This window comes from Kitasatospora sp. NPDC030952 (genome assembly GCF_055571335.1).
Genome location: NZ_JBVIFM010000014.1, coordinates 204,491 through 219,743 on the forward strand (window position 1 = coordinate 204,491; position 15,253 = coordinate 219,743).

At 74.9% G+C, this 15,253-nt stretch carries 10 protein-coding genes, 1 tRNA gene and 2 pseudogenes; 3 read left to right on the forward strand and 10 right to left on the reverse strand.

Annotated features, from left to right (window positions below):
- Positions 1-169: 169 nt before the first annotated feature.
- Complete coding sequence (locus tag ACZ47G_RS24360) at positions 170-1,075, forward strand: spermidine synthase (RefSeq protein ID WP_465745887.1); 906 nt, start codon at positions 170-172, stop codon at positions 1,073-1,075.
- 201 nt (positions 1,076-1,276) lie between these two features.
- Here ACZ47G_RS24360 and ACZ47G_RS24365 read toward each other — a convergent pair whose 3' ends face one another.
- The 5 genes and pseudogenes from ACZ47G_RS24365 to ACZ47G_RS24385 form a co-directional block, all read right to left on the reverse strand.
- Positions 1,277-2,140: a hypothetical protein gene (locus tag ACZ47G_RS24365; RefSeq protein ID WP_465745889.1), complete on the reverse strand. Its 864-nt coding sequence runs from the start codon at positions 2,138-2,140 to the stop codon at positions 1,277-1,279.
- 109 nt (positions 2,141-2,249) lie between these two features.
- A complete protein-coding gene (locus ACZ47G_RS24370; RefSeq protein WP_465745891.1) occupies positions 2,250-2,696 on the reverse strand; it encodes a DUF4442 domain-containing protein in 447 nt (148 codons plus the stop codon).
- A 147-nt stretch (positions 2,697-2,843) separates the two neighbouring features.
- A tRNA-His gene (locus tag ACZ47G_RS24375) sits at positions 2,844-2,919 on the reverse strand.
- 134 nt (positions 2,920-3,053) lie between these two features.
- Positions 3,054-3,656: an oligoribonuclease gene (gene orn / locus ACZ47G_RS24380; RefSeq protein ID WP_465745893.1), complete on the reverse strand. Its 603-nt coding sequence runs from the start codon at positions 3,654-3,656 to the stop codon at positions 3,054-3,056.
- 835 nt (positions 3,657-4,491) lie between these two features.
- Positions 4,492-5,494: pseudogene (locus tag ACZ47G_RS24385) on the reverse strand (helix-turn-helix domain-containing protein); the annotation flags it as partial.
- 1,073 nt (positions 5,495-6,567) lie between these two features.
- Between ACZ47G_RS24385 and ACZ47G_RS24390 the strand changes: the two are divergent.
- Positions 6,568-7,392 carry a GNAT family N-acetyltransferase gene (locus tag ACZ47G_RS24390; RefSeq protein WP_465745895.1) on the forward strand — a complete coding sequence of 275 codons (825 nt, stop codon included), beginning with the start codon at positions 6,568-6,570 and terminating at the stop codon, positions 7,390-7,392.
- A gap of 102 nt (positions 7,393-7,494) precedes the next feature.
- On the opposite strand, the gene ACZ47G_RS24395 is transcribed toward ACZ47G_RS24390, so the two are convergent.
- Both ACZ47G_RS24395 and ACZ47G_RS24400 read right to left on the reverse strand, forming a co-directional pair.
- Positions 7,495-8,802, reverse strand: a complete 1,308-nt coding sequence (locus ACZ47G_RS24395) for an HAD family hydrolase (protein WP_465745897.1) — start codon at positions 8,800-8,802, stop codon at positions 7,495-7,497.
- A gap of 434 nt (positions 8,803-9,236) precedes the next feature.
- On the reverse strand, positions 9,237-9,935 hold the full coding sequence (locus ACZ47G_RS24400; RefSeq protein ID WP_465745899.1) for a hypothetical protein: 699 nt from the start codon (positions 9,933-9,935) through the stop codon (positions 9,237-9,239).
- Positions 9,936-9,998: 63 nt separating this feature from the next.
- On the opposite strand from ACZ47G_RS24400, the pseudogene ACZ47G_RS24405 reads away from it, so the two are divergent.
- Positions 9,999-10,445 (forward strand): annotated as a pseudogene (locus ACZ47G_RS24405) (universal stress protein); the annotation flags it as partial.
- A gap of 54 nt (positions 10,446-10,499) precedes the next feature.
- On the opposite strand, the gene ACZ47G_RS24410 reads toward ACZ47G_RS24405, so the two are convergent.
- From ACZ47G_RS24410 to ACZ47G_RS24420, 3 genes are all read right to left on the reverse strand, one after another.
- Positions 10,500-11,690 (reverse strand): acyl-CoA dehydrogenase family protein, encoded by a 1,191-nt coding sequence (locus ACZ47G_RS24410; RefSeq protein WP_465745901.1) that lies wholly within the window; start codon positions 11,688-11,690, stop codon positions 10,500-10,502.
- Between the two features lie 195 nt (positions 11,691-11,885).
- Entirely contained in the window at positions 11,886-12,836 is a 951-nt protein-coding gene (locus ACZ47G_RS24415; RefSeq protein ID WP_465745948.1) for a hydroxymethylglutaryl-CoA lyase, read from the reverse strand.
- Positions 12,837-12,937: 101 nt separating this feature from the next.
- Positions 12,938-15,238, reverse strand: a complete 2,301-nt coding sequence (locus tag ACZ47G_RS24420) for an acetyl/propionyl/methylcrotonyl-CoA carboxylase subunit alpha (RefSeq protein ID WP_465745903.1) — start codon at positions 15,236-15,238, stop codon at positions 12,938-12,940.
- Positions 15,239-15,253: the final 15 nt, after the last annotated feature.

The following is a 15,253-nucleotide window of genomic DNA, read 5'->3' on the forward strand; positions in this document are numbered from 1 at the left end:
GTACGCCTCCGGCCGGATCCCCGCGGCACGCCCCTGACCAGGGGTGTGCCCTTTCTGCGGCGACGCTGCCCTTGTCTCCTTCGGGGACTGTGCCCGTGTCGCCTTCGGGGACTGCGCCGTGCCGCCTTCGTCGGCTGTGCCCGTGCCGCCTCCGGCGATAATGACCGACATGGGACGAAGCAACAGGGCCGCGCGCAGCCCCGAACCGGCGCTCACCACCGGCTCGGACGGCCGCAGCCACGCCCAGGGTCCGCTGTCCCGGCCGGTCGGCTCCGGCCTGGCCGAGCTGCGCCCCGACCGGGACCGCCCGCACGCCTGGTCGCTGCTGATCGACGGTGCCCCGCAGTCCCTGGTCGACCTCGCCGACCCCACCCACCTGGGCTTCGAGTACCAGCGCCGGCTCGGCCACCTGATCGACCTGGTCGCCCCGGCCGGCCGCCCGCTGACCGTCCTGCACCTGGGCGGCGGCGCCCTCACCCTGGCCCGCTACGTGGCCGCCACCCGGCCGCGCTCCCGCCAGCAGGTCGCCGAGATCGACACCGCGCTCACCGAACTCGTGCGCGCCGAACTCCCGTTGGAACGCGGCTGGCAGATCAAGGTGCGCGGCGCGGACGCCCGCGAGGTGCTGGAACGCACCCCCGAGGGCAGTGTCGACCTGGTCATCACCGACGTCTTCTCCGGCGCCCGCACCCCGGCCCACTGCACCACCGTCGAGTTCACCACCCTCGCCGCCCGTGCTCTCGCCCCCGGCGGCTGGTACACCGCCAACATCGCCGACGGCGGCGCCCTGCCCTTCGCCCGCTCCCAGGTCGCCACGCTCGGCGCGGTCTTCCCCGAACTGTGCCTGACCGCCGACCCCGCCGTGCTGCGCGGCAAGCGCTTCGGCAACCTCGTCCTGGCCGCCGCCCACACCCCGCTGCCGATCGCCGACCTGAGCCGCCGGGTCGCCTCCGACTCCTCCCACGGCCGGGTCGAACACGGCCGCACCCTCTCCGACTTCACCGCCGGTGCCGTCCCCGCCACCGACGCCACCGCCGCCCCCTCCCCGACGCCCCCGCCGGGCGTCTTCCGCTGACGGCCGCCGGGCCCGGGCCGTCGGCCTGCGCCGCTTCACCGTCGACTCCGACCCGAACGCCGAGTCCGTCCACCCGGCGCTGGGCGCCGTCCGCATCGGTGTCACCCCCGTCCGCATCGGCGTAACCCCGTCCGCTTTCCGTGCCCGGGCGGGAACTCCCGCTGCCGGAGGTGGTCCTGGCGCCCTGAGCCGGACGCCGGCTCAGTGTCCGCGCGGCAGTCCGCGGTGCTTGCACATGGCCGCGCCGGTGAGCAGCAGTCCGGCGGCGATGGGGGCGAGCACCGCGGTGGCGGTGGCGGCGCCGTCCGTCTCGGCCGTCACGGTCGCGGTGTCGGTGAGGGCGAGGGCCTCGGGCGTGCCGCTGTCGGGGGGTGCGGCCGGGGCTGCGGCGCTGTCGGTGGCCGTGGCCGGGCCGGTGGGTCGGGCCGCGTCCGGCCCCTCGTGGGCCGCGGTCTCCTGGACGGGGGGCGTTCCGGCGGTGTCGGGCCGGGCGGTGCCGGTCGGGTCGGCGGTGCCGGAGCGAGGCCGGGGGCCGGCGGGCAGTGCGGAGGGTTCGCCTTCGCGGGAGGCGCGGGTTTCGCCGGGGCGGCCCTGGGCGGGGACGGTGCCGAGCAGGCCGGAGGCGAGGGCGAAGGCGTCGGGGACGGCGGCGCCCTGTCCGGGGAGGGGGAGTCCGCCGGAGCGGATGCGCTCCTGGAGGGTGTCGACGGCGTCGGCGGCCCCGTCGGCCCCGTCGACGGGTTCCGTGACGGGCCCGGGTGCGCGGCCGGGTTCGGCGGCTGCGGAGCGCCCCGGTCCGGGCGGCCGGGCGGCTGACTGCCCGTTCGGCGCGGCTCCGTCGTGGAGGGGCTGGCGGACGGCCGACCGGGGCTGTCCGGGGGGCGGTTCGGCGGCGGCCGTGGCCGCGTACGCGCCGGTGGCGCCGACGCCCCAGAGCTGGGCGAGCAGGGCCCCGCCCGCGGCGACGGTGCGGGGGCGGGGGAGCCACCGGGCGAACGCCCGCCGTGCTCCGGCGACGCCGCGGGGGGCGGGTTCCTGGGGCTCGGTCGCGTGATTGGCTCGCATGTGAGTTGAGAACGAGCGGGCGGGGGGTGAGGTCACGCCCGCCGTCACGGACAGTCATCGCGCGAGTGGCCCCGGGCTGCGGTTTCCGGGGCCACCGACCGCGCGGGGGTCAGGAGTTGGGACGCAGGGTCCAGGTGACCGTCATCACACCGGTGACGGCGCCGTCGGCGCGGGTGATCTCGACGGTGACCGGGAACTCGGGGCGGCCGCCGGCGTCCAGCTCGGCGACGACCTCGGCGGCCGGGCGGCCGAGCACGGCGGTGGCGGTGACGTCGCCCATGGCCAGCTTCTTGTAGGCGATCTCGGCGTTCACGGCGAGCGGCACGGCCCGGGACATCTGCTCCCCGAAGGCGGCGATCACGATGCAGCCGCTGGCGGACTCGGCGAGGGTGAACATCGCGCCGGCGTGCGGGCCGCCGACGTGGTTGTGGTACGCGGGCTGGTCCGGCAGCCGGAGCACGGCGCGCTCGGGGGTGGTCTCCAGGTACTCGAGCTTGAGGGTGTGCGCCATCGGCACGGTGGCGTCGAGCATCTGGCCGATCGAAGGAGTGGTCATGGCGACGATGTTACTAGCCGGTAGCTTGTTGCGGCAGGGGCCGGACGGAAATCCCGGGCCGCCGGGCGGAACTGAGCCCGCGCCTGATCGGGGAACGCGAAAACGCCTGAGGGGCCGATCTCTTGAAGAGATCGGCCCCTCAGGCTCTGGGGTGAGTGACGGGACTCGAACCCGCGGCCACCTGGACCACAACCAGGTGCTCTACCAACTGAGCTACACCCACCATCTGTCCGGTCCGTTCCCGCTCTCGCGTTCCCGTTCCGACAGGAAGAACTCTACAGGATCCGAGAGGGTGCTCGCGCCAGGGTTTCGTTCCGCTGGACGAGGGCACCCCCTCCGACTCTGCGACGGGTGCGGTCAGTCGGTCGCGGCCCGGTACTTCTCGGCGATGGCGCGCGCGGTGTCGGCGTCCGGCCCGGGCTGCGGGACGAACACCGCCTCGCGGTAGTACCGCAGTTCGTCGATGCTCTCGCGGATGTCCGCGAGCGCCCGGTGGTTCCCGCCCTTCGGCGGGCTGTTGTAGTACGCCTTCGGGTACCAGCGGCGGGCCAGCTCCTTGATCGAGGACACGTCCACGATCCGGTAGTGCAGGTGCTTCTCCAGGGCCGGCATGTCCCGGGCCAGGAAGCCGCGGTCGGTGGCCACCGAGTTGCCGCACAGCGGCGTCTTCCCGGCCTCCGGCACGTGCTCGCGCACGTACGCGAGGACCCGCTCCTCGGCCTCGGCCAGGGTCACGCCCTGCGCCAGCTCCTCCAGCAGGCCGGAGGAGGTGTGCATCTCCCGCACCACCTCCGGCATGTTCGCCAGAGCGTCCACCGGCGGGCGGATGATGACGTCCACACCCTCGCCGAGGATGTTCAGCTCGGAGTCCGTCACCAGCACCGCGACCTCGACCAGGGCGTCCCGGTCGAGGTCGAGGCCGGTCATTTCACAGTCGATCCATACCAAACGGTCATTCACGCAACTCACCCTACGGCGCGATCACGCGCCGCGGGGACCGCTGGAGCCGACCGGGGTGCCGCGGTGGTCTCGGCCTGGTGCTCCTCGGCCCCGCCGTGGCCGCCGGGGCCGTCCGGGTGTTCGCCCTCCCGGCCGGATCGGACCGCGTGGCCCTCGCGTCCGGTCCGGCCACCGTCCGCCGCGGCGGCCCGGGCGCCCGGGGTACGGACCTGGGGGGCCCGTGCCTGCCGGCCCCGCAGGTCGCCCGCCCCGGCCGACGGCTGCCCGGCGGCACCGGCCGGCACCCGGCCGGTCGGCGCGCCGTGCGCCCGCCCGGCCGCACCCGGCTCGTCCCCGGGCCGCTCGACCGCGCTGCGGTGCCCCTGGCCCTGGCCGCGCGCCCCCGGCTGGGGGTGGCCGTCCTCGGCCGCCGCGTGCTCGGCGGTGCGCGGCGGACGCCCCGCGCCCGGACCGGCCTGCGGCGGGACCAGCGGCGACCGCCCCGGACCGCGCGCCACACCCTGCTGCCCGGGGTGCGGCTGCTGCGCGGCCTGCTGGTGGGGGTACGGCTGACCCGCGCGGCCGTGGAAGCCCTGGGCGGCCGGCGTCCCGACCTGCCCCGGACCGTACGGACCGGCCTGCCCGTGCGGCACCGGCTGTCCGTGCCCGACCGGCTGCCCGTGCTGTCCCGGCTGGCCGGTCGGCGCCTGCGCCCCCGGACCGGCCGGGTACGGGTGGGCCTGCGGCCCGCCGTGCACCGCGCCGCCGAACAGGCCGCCGCCCGCCGCGGCCGCCGCGTGCGGCAGGGCACCGGGCAGCCGGAGGTCGGCGCCGTGCGCCCCCGCCGGGGCGGGTGACTGCTGCCCGGGGCGCCGCGCCCGGTAGCTGGTCCGGTACGCGGCCGGGGAGACCCCGAGCTGGCGGCGGAAGTGCCCGCGCAGCGCGACCGGCGACCGGAACCCGCACCGGCGCGCCACGTCGTCCACCGACAGCTCCGAGGTCTCCAGCAGCCGCTGCGCCTGGAGCACCCGCTGGGTGATCAGCCACTGCAGCGGCGCGCTGCCGGTGAGCGTGCGGAAGCGGCGGTCGAAGGTGCGCCGGCTCATGTAGGCACGCGCCGCCAGCACCTCGACGTCGAACTGCTGGTTGAGGTTCTCCAGCGCCCAGGTGACCACCTCGGCCAGCGGGTCGTTGCCGATCTCCTCCGGTAAAGACTGATCGATGTACTGGGCCTGTCCTCCGCCGCTGCGGCGGCTGGGCACCACCAGGCGGCGGGCCAGCGCGTTGGCGGCCTCGGCGCCGTGGTCGCTGCGGACCACGTGCAGACAGAGGTCGATCCCGGCGGCGGTGCCGGCCGAGGTCAGCACGTCGCCGTCGTCCACGAACAGCTCGCGCGGGTCGACGTGCACCCGCGGGTAGCGCTTGGCCAGGGTCGGCGCGTACATCCAGTGGGTGGTCGCCGGGCGGCCGTCGAGCAGGCCGGCCGCGGCGAGCACGAAGGCGCCGGTGCAGAGTCCGATGATCCGCGCGCCCTCGTGGTGGGCCTTGCGGAGGGCGGTGATCGCCTCGACCGGCGGCGGCTGCGAGATCGAGCGCCAGGCCGGTACGACGATCGTCCCGGCCCGGGCGAGGGCCTCCAGGCCGTACGGCGCCGAGAGGGTCAGCCCGCCGGTGGTGGCCAGCGGGCCCTCCTCACCGGCGCAGACCAGCAGTCGGTAGCGGGGGACCCCGGCGTCCTGGCGGTCCACGCCGAAGACGGAGAGCGGGATGGAGCTCTCGAAGATCGGTGCGCCGCCGAAGATCAGCACCGCGACGGTCTCCCGGCGGCGCCGACCGGACAGCTTGCGCGGGGCGCCGATGGTCGCCTGGGCGGTCGGGGAGCCGTTGCCGCCCGGCCCGCCGTGGCCCAGCGGGCCGTGGCCGGGGGCGGTGCCCAGGGCGAGGCCGCCGCCGGAGCCGTTCAGCCCGGGGGCCGTGCCGCCGGCGGGGTAGGCCGGGTGGCCGGGGTAGCCCGGGTTGCCGGCGTGGGCCGGGCTCCCGGGGTAGCCGGGGTTTCCCGGGTGGCCGGGGTGGCCGGGGTGGCCGGGGTAGTCGCCGCCGTAGGACTGGGGCGGGCCGCCGTAGATCTGGGCCGGACTGACGGGACCTCGGCTGACGGGCTGTCCGGCGGAGTGCTGGTGTCCGCCCTGCACCGGCTGGGCCCCGTACTGCGCCGGGTTGCCGTAAGCCGGGTTGCCGTGGGTCGGGTTGCCGTGGGTCGGGCTGCCGTGGGTCGGGCTCCCGTACGCGGGGCCGCCGTGGGCCGGGCCGCCGTGTTCGGGCGGGGCCTGGCCGGCGGTGGCGGACGGCACGGCGGGATAGGGGGAGTGCGAGGCGGGGCCCGAGTTGCCCGGGGTGCCGGAGGCGCGGGTGGTGGTGGCGATCGCGCTGCTTCTCACGGGCCGACTCGTGGTGCCGGCCGGCGCCTGGCCGCTGTCAGGACCCGCGTCGCTCCTGCTCACCCTGCTCAAGGCGCTCAAGCCCCCTCGGTGGTGTGGTGTGGGTGGTGCGGCACTGCTGGCCAAGATCGAAATCTATCGGGTGGACCGTTGCCGTTGTGACAAGTTCACCATCCGACGCTATGTCGACATGGCAATTTGGCGTGATGCATTCGATCACGAAGCGTGGCACCCGTCGACCCTTCTGGGAAGAGGGCCGGTGCAACGGTGGCTGGTTGTCGCGGGGCGGTTCCTGGGGCGTCCGGCTTCCGGGCACCCGGGAGGCGGGTCTGGGCTGCGGATTTGCCCAAGCGGGAGGACGCGGCACGAAATTGACCGAAAATCGGCGGTGCACGGGAGGGCGCACGCGCGCCGGCCGTGCGCCTCCCAGGCTTCATCCGGCCAGTGCCGGGGCGGCCGGACCGCCGCCGCGGCCGCGGGGCTACGGTCCTGCGGTGAACACCGACCGCCGGCTCGAACAGGCCAACGACAACGCCGCCGCCTTCTGGCTAGCCCAAGCCCGTGCGCACGGCTGGCGCTCCCACGTCCGACCGGGCCTCACGGCCGTCCGCTGCGCCCGCACCCCGGACGACTCCCAGCGCTTCGTGGTCACCCGCCCCTACGCCGAACCGGCCGACGTGGAAAAGCAGTTGGCGGAGCTGCTGGACGCGTGGGGGACCATCCGCTTCACCCTGGAGGACCCGTACGGCGGGCTCGACCTGACCCGGTTCGGAGCCGCCCGGATGCCGATCATGCCGGTGATGGCGCGCGAGCCCGGCCCGGTCGAGGGGGCGTCCGCCGAACTGCCCGCCGGGCTACCGGCCGGGCTGCCGGTTGTCGCACGGGCCCACGGCGGCGGCATCCTGACGGCCGATGAGGCGCTGGACGGCGACACCTTCGCGCTGGTCGAGCGGACCGTCGTGGACGGCTTCCCGCTGCCCGCCCGGCAGCCCTGGACCCGCGGCGAGGCGCTCCCGGAAGCGCTGCTGCGGGAGCCGGGCTGCCGGGCCTGGATCGGCCGTGTCGACGGCGTACCGGCGGGCGCCTGCCTCACCTACGACGACGGCGCCGCGACCGGGGTGTACTGGGTCGCCACCCTTCCTGACCAGCGCGGTCAGGGAGTGGCCGGGGCCGTTCTGCGGACCGCCCTGGCCCACGCCCATCCGCAGCGCCCGGCGACCCTGGTCGCCACCTCGGCCGGCGAACCGCTCTACCGCGCCCTCGGGTTCACCGAGCAGGCCCCCACCTGCTGGTGGAGCCGGACCTCGTCGGTCGGCTGACCGGCGGGGGTGGGAGCACGGGGCGGGAGCGCGACCGGCCGCGGGCCCGGTTCGGTGGCTGGTTCCGGGCCCCCGGCCCGCGGACCGCTCCGGGGCCCGGTGCTACCGGCCGACCGCCGCCGCGGCGGCCACGGTGCCGATCGGGGCGATGGCGAGCGGCGCCGCGGCGGTCGGTGCCGAACTGGCCGACGTCGCAACGGCCAGCGTCGTCACGGTCGTTGCCGCGGTGACCGGCACCGCGGCGAACACCGTCCGGGCAGGTTTGGTCCCACCCGCACCACCAGTCCCACCAGCACCTTCGCCCCCACCGGCCGCCGTACGGAGGGGCGTTGGCCGGACCAGCGCGACGGCCCGCTCGACGTTCGCGATCGGATCCGCCCCGCCGCCCGGACGCGTGCCCTCAGCCGCCGCGACCCTCGGCCCGCTCCGCGCCCCCGCGCCCTGGAGGCCGTCGGCGATCGCAGCAAACCCGCCTGATCGGTTTCGGACACCGGACCCGGCTCCGGACGCCGCTCCGCCCGCCGGGGCGAGGGCCGTCCCGGTGTTCACGGGAGCGGGCGCACTCGGGCCCTCCGGGGCGGTCACCGTCGGACGTACGCCGGTGCGTGCGCCGATCAGCGCCGTCGCGCGTACCGGTGCCCCGGCCGCCTGGCGCTGGCCCGGATCGCCCGCGCGAACCCCTGGTCGCACGCCCGGCCGCACGCCCGGCCGGATGTCCGACCGGAGGCTCGACCGGGCCGAGGGTGCGTTGCGCGCGGCCAGCACCAGACCGACGGCCTCCGGCAGACCGGCGGCCTTCAGCGTGGGCCGGTAGCCGTTCTCCGCCCACGGCCGGCCGTGGTGCAGCCAGACGCTGCGCAGCCCGGCCAGTTCGGCGCCGGCGATGTCGGCGGGTGCGTGGTCCCCGACCATCCAGGTGTGCGCCGTCCAGTCCCCGACCGGTCGGATGCCGCACCGCCGGGCGGCTATCTCGAAGATCAGCGGATCCGGCTTGACGCAGTCGGCCTCCTCCGAGATCACCCAGCCGTCGACCAGTGGCCCCAGTCCGGTCCGTCGGATCTTCTCCAACTGCGGCCGGGTGCCGCCGTTGGAGACGATCCCGAGCGTCCACCCGGCCGCCCGCGCCGCCCGCAGCGCCTCGATGTTCCGGGCCGGGCAGTGGATGTGCGAGTTGATGCCGCGTCGGAAGTGCGCGAGCAGGAACTCGACGGAGGCGTCCAGGCCGTAGCGGCGCCGGACGGCGGACAGTACGGTGCTGCGCGGCACGTAGCCGCCGCCGTCGAGGGTGACGAACCAGTCCAGGTCGCCGGGCGGCAGGTGGTGTTCGGACAGGAAGTCCTGCGCCCAGGACCGGAAAGCGGCGTCCCGGGGGAGCAGCGTGTTGTCGAGGTCGAACAGGAGCAGGGGCATGCCGAGCATGGTGCCAGTGGCCGCGCCTATGCACCTGGCAAATGCCAGACCGCGTCGCGAAGCCGTACGAAGTGGCTGAAAGGGCCCGGACCCCCGATGGACGGGGCGGGCCCGGACGGGTCCGAGAGCAGGTCGGGGCTCGCGGGGCGTGACGGTTCGCGACGTCCGGCAACGGATCGTCGCCAATCCATGACAGTCCGGTCACGGTGTCCCACGGGCCTGTTGCGCCGCCCGGTCCGCTCAGTCAAGCTCCTTAGAACCTCCGTTCTGGAGGGGGCGCGATCGCCTGCGGGCAGGGCGCACTGCCACGGCGGGCGCATCCTCCTTTCGCGGGAACAACGTCGCTCCGGGGCTTCGCCGCTGGGCTGGGCCCCGTCCTCGTCGTACTCTGAAAGGAACAGGTCACATACGGTGCTGCGCGGCGCAGACCGACGTCATCCCGTGGGCGGGCCTGTCGCCCGGGCAGCGTTGTCCTCTCCTGTCGGCCCCTCTCCCTTGAAGAGCCGTGAGCCATGGCTGGTTTTGAGTTCTCCCGACCGGTCGAACCGGATGCGCCCCGCAGCGCGGACGCAGGGCCCCAGAGAGACGACGTCCGTACCGACCCCGACCCGGCCGACGGGCAACGCGGGGAGCAGCTCGGCGGGCGCGCCGACGGGCGTCTCGACGGGCGTGCCGAGGAGTGCACCGGCGATCGCGCGGGCGACCGGCCTGGTGCGCGCGCCGAAGGCCGTGCCGGCGGTGGCGTCGACGCCGGTGGTATTGACGCCGGTGGTGTTGACGCCGGTGGCCGAGCCGAAGCCGGCGCCGACCGCGGCGCCGACCCGCACGCCGAGTCCCCGGGCCACCTCCGGCCGGTCGGCGAGCGGAGCAGTGAGCGTCCTGGAGAGCGGACCGGTGAACCGGATGACCGGCGGCACGGTGCCGTCGACGCGGCCCGGCCAGCCGTCGCGAGCCCTGAACGGCCCGAACTCCAGCGCCTGGCACGCGCCTTGCGCAGCCTCCGTCGTGGCAGCCTCGCCCGGCGCGACCGCCCGGGGCCGCGCGACCGCCCGGGGCCGCGCGAGCGACGTGACGGGTGCCCGGCCGACCCGGTGGTGCCACCGGTGACGGGCGGCCGTCCCGGCCACGGCCACGGCTCCGAGCGTCCCGGCACGGCCTCCGGCCCGGTCGGTGGGCATGCCAGCCCGTCGGCGGACGAGTCGCCCGGCCGTTCCCTCGACCCGGTGTTCCAGCACGGCGTGGTGGTCGGCTTCGACGGCTCGCTGTCGAGCGAGCGCGCCCTCGCCTACGCCGTCGGCATGGCCCGCCGTTCGCAGTGCGGCCTGGTGATCGTGCACGTCGCCAACCGCCTGCCCGCCACCGTCTGGGCGGGTTGTGAGCCTCCCGTATTCGTCGATCTCCCGGACCACCGCACGGAGGTCCTGGGGCTTGAACTCGCCTGTGCGGACTTCCTCGCGGGGGTGCCGTGGATCCTGATCGAGCGGGGTGGCGACATCTGCCACGAGATCGAGGAGGTCGGCCGTGAGTACGCCGCCGACGCGATCGTCGTCGGAACGACGCACGGCCTGCTCGGCAAGATCTTCGGCTCGGTCTCCGGGCGGCTGGCGCGGCGGGCCAACCGCCCGGTGATCGTGATCCCCTGAGGCCTCCCGCGAACTCCCGCGGTCGCCTTGCCTGTTGTTCCTAACGTCCGACTGCTACGACGTGACGCCGAGCTGCCGGGCGATGAGCATGCGCTGGACTTCGGACGTGCCCTCCCCGATCTCGAGAATCTTGCAGTCGCGCCAGAAGCGGGCGACCGGGAACTCGTTCATGAATCCGTACCCGCCGTGGATCTGGGTCGCCTCGCGGGCGTTGTCGACGGCGGCCTCGGACGAGTACAGCTTCGCGATCGCGGCCTCCTTCTTGAACGGTTCGCCGTGCAGCAGCCGGGAAGCGGCGTCCCGCCAGGCCAGGCGGGAGGTGTGGGCGCGCAGCTCCATGTCGGCGAGCTTGAACTGGATGGCTTGGTTGGCACCGATCGGGCGGCCGAAGGCCCGGCGGGTGCCGGCGTACTTGACGGACTCGTCGACGCAGCCCTGGGCCAGGCCGGTGGCCAGGGCCGCGATCGCGATGCGGCCCTCGTCGAGGATCCGCAGGAACTGGGCGTAGCCTCGGCCTCGCTCGCCCAGCAGGTTGGCCGCGGGAACGCGGCAGTCGGTAAAGGACAGTTCGCGGGTGTCGGATGCGTTCCACCCGACCTTCGAGTACTTCTTCGAGACCTGGAACCCCGGGGTCCCGGTGGGCACGATGATGGAGGAGATCTCCCGTACAGGCGAGCGGAATTCGCCTTCTTCACTCGAACGAGCGAGCGGTTCGGTGAGCGCGGTGACGGTGACCAGACCGGTGATGTCCGTGCCGGAGTTGGTGATGAAGCACTTCGTCCCGTTGATGACCCACTCGTCGGTGGTCTCGTCGTACCGCGCGGTGGTGCGGGTGGCCCCCGCGTCCGAGCCGCCCTCCGGCTCGGTGAGGCCGAAGGCGCCGAGGAGTTCGCCGGAGGTCAGCCGGGGCAGCCACTCGCGCTTCTGCTCCTCGGTGCCGAACCGGTAGATCGGCATCGCGCCGAGCGAGACGGCGGCCTCCAGGGTGATCGCCACCGAGGAGTCCACGCGGGCGAGTTCCTCCAGGGCGAGGCCGAGGGCGAAGTAGTCGCCGCCCATGCCGCCGTACTCCTCCGGGAAGGGCAGACCGAACAGGCCCATCTGCCCCATCTCGCGGACGATCTCGTAGGGGAACTCCTCCCGCTCGTAGAACTCGCCGATCTTCGGCGCCACCACGTCCTGGGCGAACTCGGCGACGGTGCGCCGCAGTTCCTCGTACTCGCTGCTGAGCCGGTGGTCGAGCATCTGATCCTCCTGGTGCCCGGCCGGGTTGGCCGCGGGCGTGAGCGGGATGACCGGCGTCCGTCTGACGGTGTGACGGTCGCACGGTGTGGTTGACGGATGAGCGCGGACGAAAGCGGTGGAAGCGAGTGACCGCGGTGCCGCGGCGCCGGCCGGACCGAACGGGCGGCCGGCACCGGGGAGTCGGGCGGGGCGGCGTCAGCCCCGGGCGGCGCCGAGCAGCGCCTGGACGGTGCGGGAGGGGCTCGGGCGGCCGAGGCGCTCGGCCATCCAGCCGCTGGTCGCGACCAGCGCGCGCAGGTCGACACCGGTCCGGATGCCGAGCCCGTGCAGCATCCACACCAGGTCCTCGGTGGCCAGGTTGCCCGTCGCGCTCTTCGCGTACGGGCAGCCGCCCAGGCCGCCGGCCGAGGCGTCCACCGTGGTGACGCCCTCGCGCAGCGCGGCCAGCGTGTTGCTGAGCGCCTGGCCGTAGGTGTCGTGGAAGTGCACGGCGAGCCGCTCGACCGGCACGCCGGCCTGCGCGAAACCGGCCAGCAGGGCGCCGACCTGGCCGGGGGTGGCCACGCCGATGGTGTCGCCGAGGCTCAGCTCGGCGCAGCCCATCTCCAGCAGCTGGACGCCGTACCGGACCACCTGGTCGATCGGGACGGGCCCCTCCCACGGGTCGCCGAAGCACATCGAGAGGTAGCCGCGGACGGTGATGCCGGCCTCGGTGGCCCGGGTGATGACCGGCCGGAACATCGTCATGGCCTCGTCCGCCGAGCGGTTGAGGTTGCGCCGGGCGAAGGTCTCGGTGGCGCTGGCGAACACCGCGATGTCGGTGGCGTGGTGGGCGAGCGCGCGGTCGAGGCCGCGCTCGTTGGGCACCAGCACCGGCAGCCGCAGACCGGGGTGACGCCCGGGCAGGTCGGCCAGCCGGGGTACCAGCTCCTCGGCGTCGGCGAGCTGGGGTACCCATTTCGGGTGAACGAAGCTCGTCGCCTCGACGGTTCGCAGCCCGGCGGCGGCGAGTCGGCCGATGAACTCGGCCTTGACCTCGACGGGTACCAGGGAGCCCTCGTTCTGCAGGCCGTCGCGCGGCCCGACCTCGTGGATCCGGACCTCCTCCGGCAGCCCGGGGGCGCGCACCGGGTCGGGTAGCCCCAGGTCGAGGGCGTCGGGCTCGCGGGTGGCGTTCCCCTGGGCAGTGGTGTCCTGGCCAGTGGGGTCCTGAGCAGTGGGGCCCTGAGCGGCGGTGTCCGGGGTGGTCACGACCGCACCTCCGCGGGCTCGGTGGCCTCGTCGGTCGGGGAGACGACGACCAGCAGGTCCTCCATCGCGACGGTGGCGCCGGCGGTGGCCCGCAGCTCGGCCACCACGCCGTCGTGCGGCGCGGCGATCACGTGTTCCATCTTCATGGCCTCCAGCACGAGCAGGGGCTGGCCCTTGCGGACCGTCTCGCCCGTCGTGGTCTTAACGACCGTGACGGTGCCGGGCATCGGGGCGGTCAGGGCGCCGTGGTGCGCCGCGGCGCCGGCGGCGCTCTCGACGACCGGGTCGTAGGCGTGCATCGGCCAGGCGTCGCCCTCGATGCCGAGCCAGGTCACCGGGCCGGCCGCGAGGCCGGGGGTGGCGTCGGTGGCCAGCGCGAAGGCGGTCCGCAGGCCGTCGACGGTCAGGTGCAGCCGGTCGGCCGCCAGGGTCGCGCGGGCGCGGTGCACGGGCCCGGCGTCCAGCTGGAGCTCCACCTCGCGGGTGGGTTCGGGGGAATTGTCAGTGGCACCGGTTACGTTGCCCGCAGTGATCGGACGGATGCGCACCGAGACCGGATCCTGGCCGGGGGTCCGGAGTCGGTGGGTGGTCCAGGCGGGGGTGCCGCCCAGGCGCCAGCCGGAGGGGAGGGAGAACGGGTCGGTCCAACCGCCGGGGTCGGCGGCCGGGGTGAGTTCCAGGTGCCGTGCCAACGCGGCCGCGAAGTAGAGGAGGTGGGCAGGTGACGGAGGTTCGGTCACCGGGGCGTCGCTCCCGGCCGGGGTGGCCGCGTCCGACGGCGCTGCGGTCGACGGTGCCGGGGTCGACGCCGTTGGTGTCGACGGTGCCGGTGCCGACGCTGCCGCGTTCGACGGGGAGTGGGGTGCGACGAGCAGGGCCGGCTGCTGCTGGGCCGTCTGTTCCACCAGGCCGGTGTCCAGTCGGCCGGCGACGACGTCGGGGTGGGCGAGCAGTCGGCGCAGGAAGCCGGTGTTGGTGGTGACACCCAGGATGCGGGTGTCGGCCAGCGCGGCGCGGAGCCGGCGCAGCGCGGTCGGGCGGTCGGGCCCGTACGCGATGACCTTGGCGAGCATGGGGTCGTAGGCGCTGGTCACGACGGTTCCGGGGGCGACCCCGGAGTCGACGCGGATGCCCTCGCCCCGGGGCTCGTCCAGGGTGAGGATGCGACCGCCGGTGGGCAGGAAGTCCCGTTCCGGGTCCTCGGCGCAGATGCGGGCCTCGATGGCGTGGCCCAGGAAGGAGATGTCGGACTGGGTGAAGGTGAGCGATTCGCCCGCGGAGACGCGCAGTTGCCACTCGACCAGGTCCAGTCGGGCCGCGTCCGGGCCGACGGCGACGGCGAGTTCGGTGACCGGGTGCTCGACCTGGAGGCGGGTGTTCATCTCCATGAAGAAGAAGTCACGCACCCCGTCGGCGGCGGCGGCGGGCGCGTCCGGGTCGATGCCGGGGACGATGAACTCCACGGTGCCGGCCCCGGTGTAACCGCAGGACTCGGCGGCCCTAACGGCCGCGGCGCCCATCGCGGCACGGGTCTCGGCATTGAGGAGAACGGAGGGAGCCTCTTCGATCAGTTTCTGGTGGCGGCGCTGGAGGCTGCACTCGCGCTCGCCGAGGTGGACGGTGGTGCCGTGGGCGTCGGCCAGCACCTGCACCTCGATGTGGCGCGGCCGGTCGACCCAGCGCTCCAGCAGCAGGGTGTCGTCACCGAAGGCGGTCCGGGCGACGCGGCGGGCGGCGGCGATCTCGGTGGGCAGCTCGGCCGGGTCCCGCACCAGGCGCATGCCCTTGCCGCCACCACCGGCGGAGGGCTTGAGCAGGACGGGGTAGCCGATCTCGTCGGCGGCGGCGACGAGGTCCTCGTCGGAGGGCGCGGTGGCCTGGCTGCCGGGCACCACCGGGACGCCGGCGGCCCGGACGGCCTCCTTGGCGTTGATCTTGTCGCCCATCAGCTCGACCGCACCGGGAGGTGGCCCGATGAAGACGAGGCCCGCGTCGGCGCAGCCGCGGGCGAAGCCGGGGTTCTCGGCGAGGAAGCCGTAGCCGGGGTGAACGGCCTGGGCGCCGGTGCGGCGGGCGGCGGCGAGGATCTGGTCGGTGCGCAGGTAGGTCTCGGCCGCCGAGCTGTCGCTGCGGTCGGCCGGGCCGAGCCGGACCGCGACATCGGCCTCGCGGACGTGCGGTGCGTCGGCGTCCGCGTCGCTGAACACGGCGACCGAGCGGACGCCGAGCCGCCGCAGGGTGCGGATGACCCGCAGCGCGATCTCGCCGCGGTTGGCGACCAGAACTGTGTCGAACATGGGAGGCGTTCCTCC

Excerpts from the sequence above, each read along its gene's own strand:
- ACZ47G_RS24360 (WP_465745887.1), top strand. The coding sequence starts at position 170 with ATGGGACGAAGCAACAGGGCCGCGCGCAGCCCCGAACCGGCGCTCACC.
- ACZ47G_RS24365 (WP_465745889.1), bottom strand. The coding sequence starts at position 2,140 with ATGCGAGCCAATCACGCGACCGAGCCCCAGGAACCCGCCCCCCGCGGC.
- ACZ47G_RS24370 (WP_465745891.1), bottom strand. The coding sequence starts at position 2,696 with ATGACCACTCCTTCGATCGGCCAGATGCTCGACGCCACCGTGCCGATG.
- ACZ47G_RS24395 (WP_465745897.1), bottom strand. The coding sequence starts at position 8,802 with ATGCCCCTGCTCCTGTTCGACCTCGACAACACGCTGCTCCCCCGGGAC.
- ACZ47G_RS24410 (WP_465745901.1), bottom strand. The coding sequence starts at position 11,690 with ATGCTCGACCACCGGCTCAGCAGCGAGTACGAGGAACTGCGGCGCACC.
- ACZ47G_RS24420 (WP_465745903.1), bottom strand. The coding sequence starts at position 15,238 with ATGTTCGACACAGTTCTGGTCGCCAACCGCGGCGAGATCGCGCTGCGG.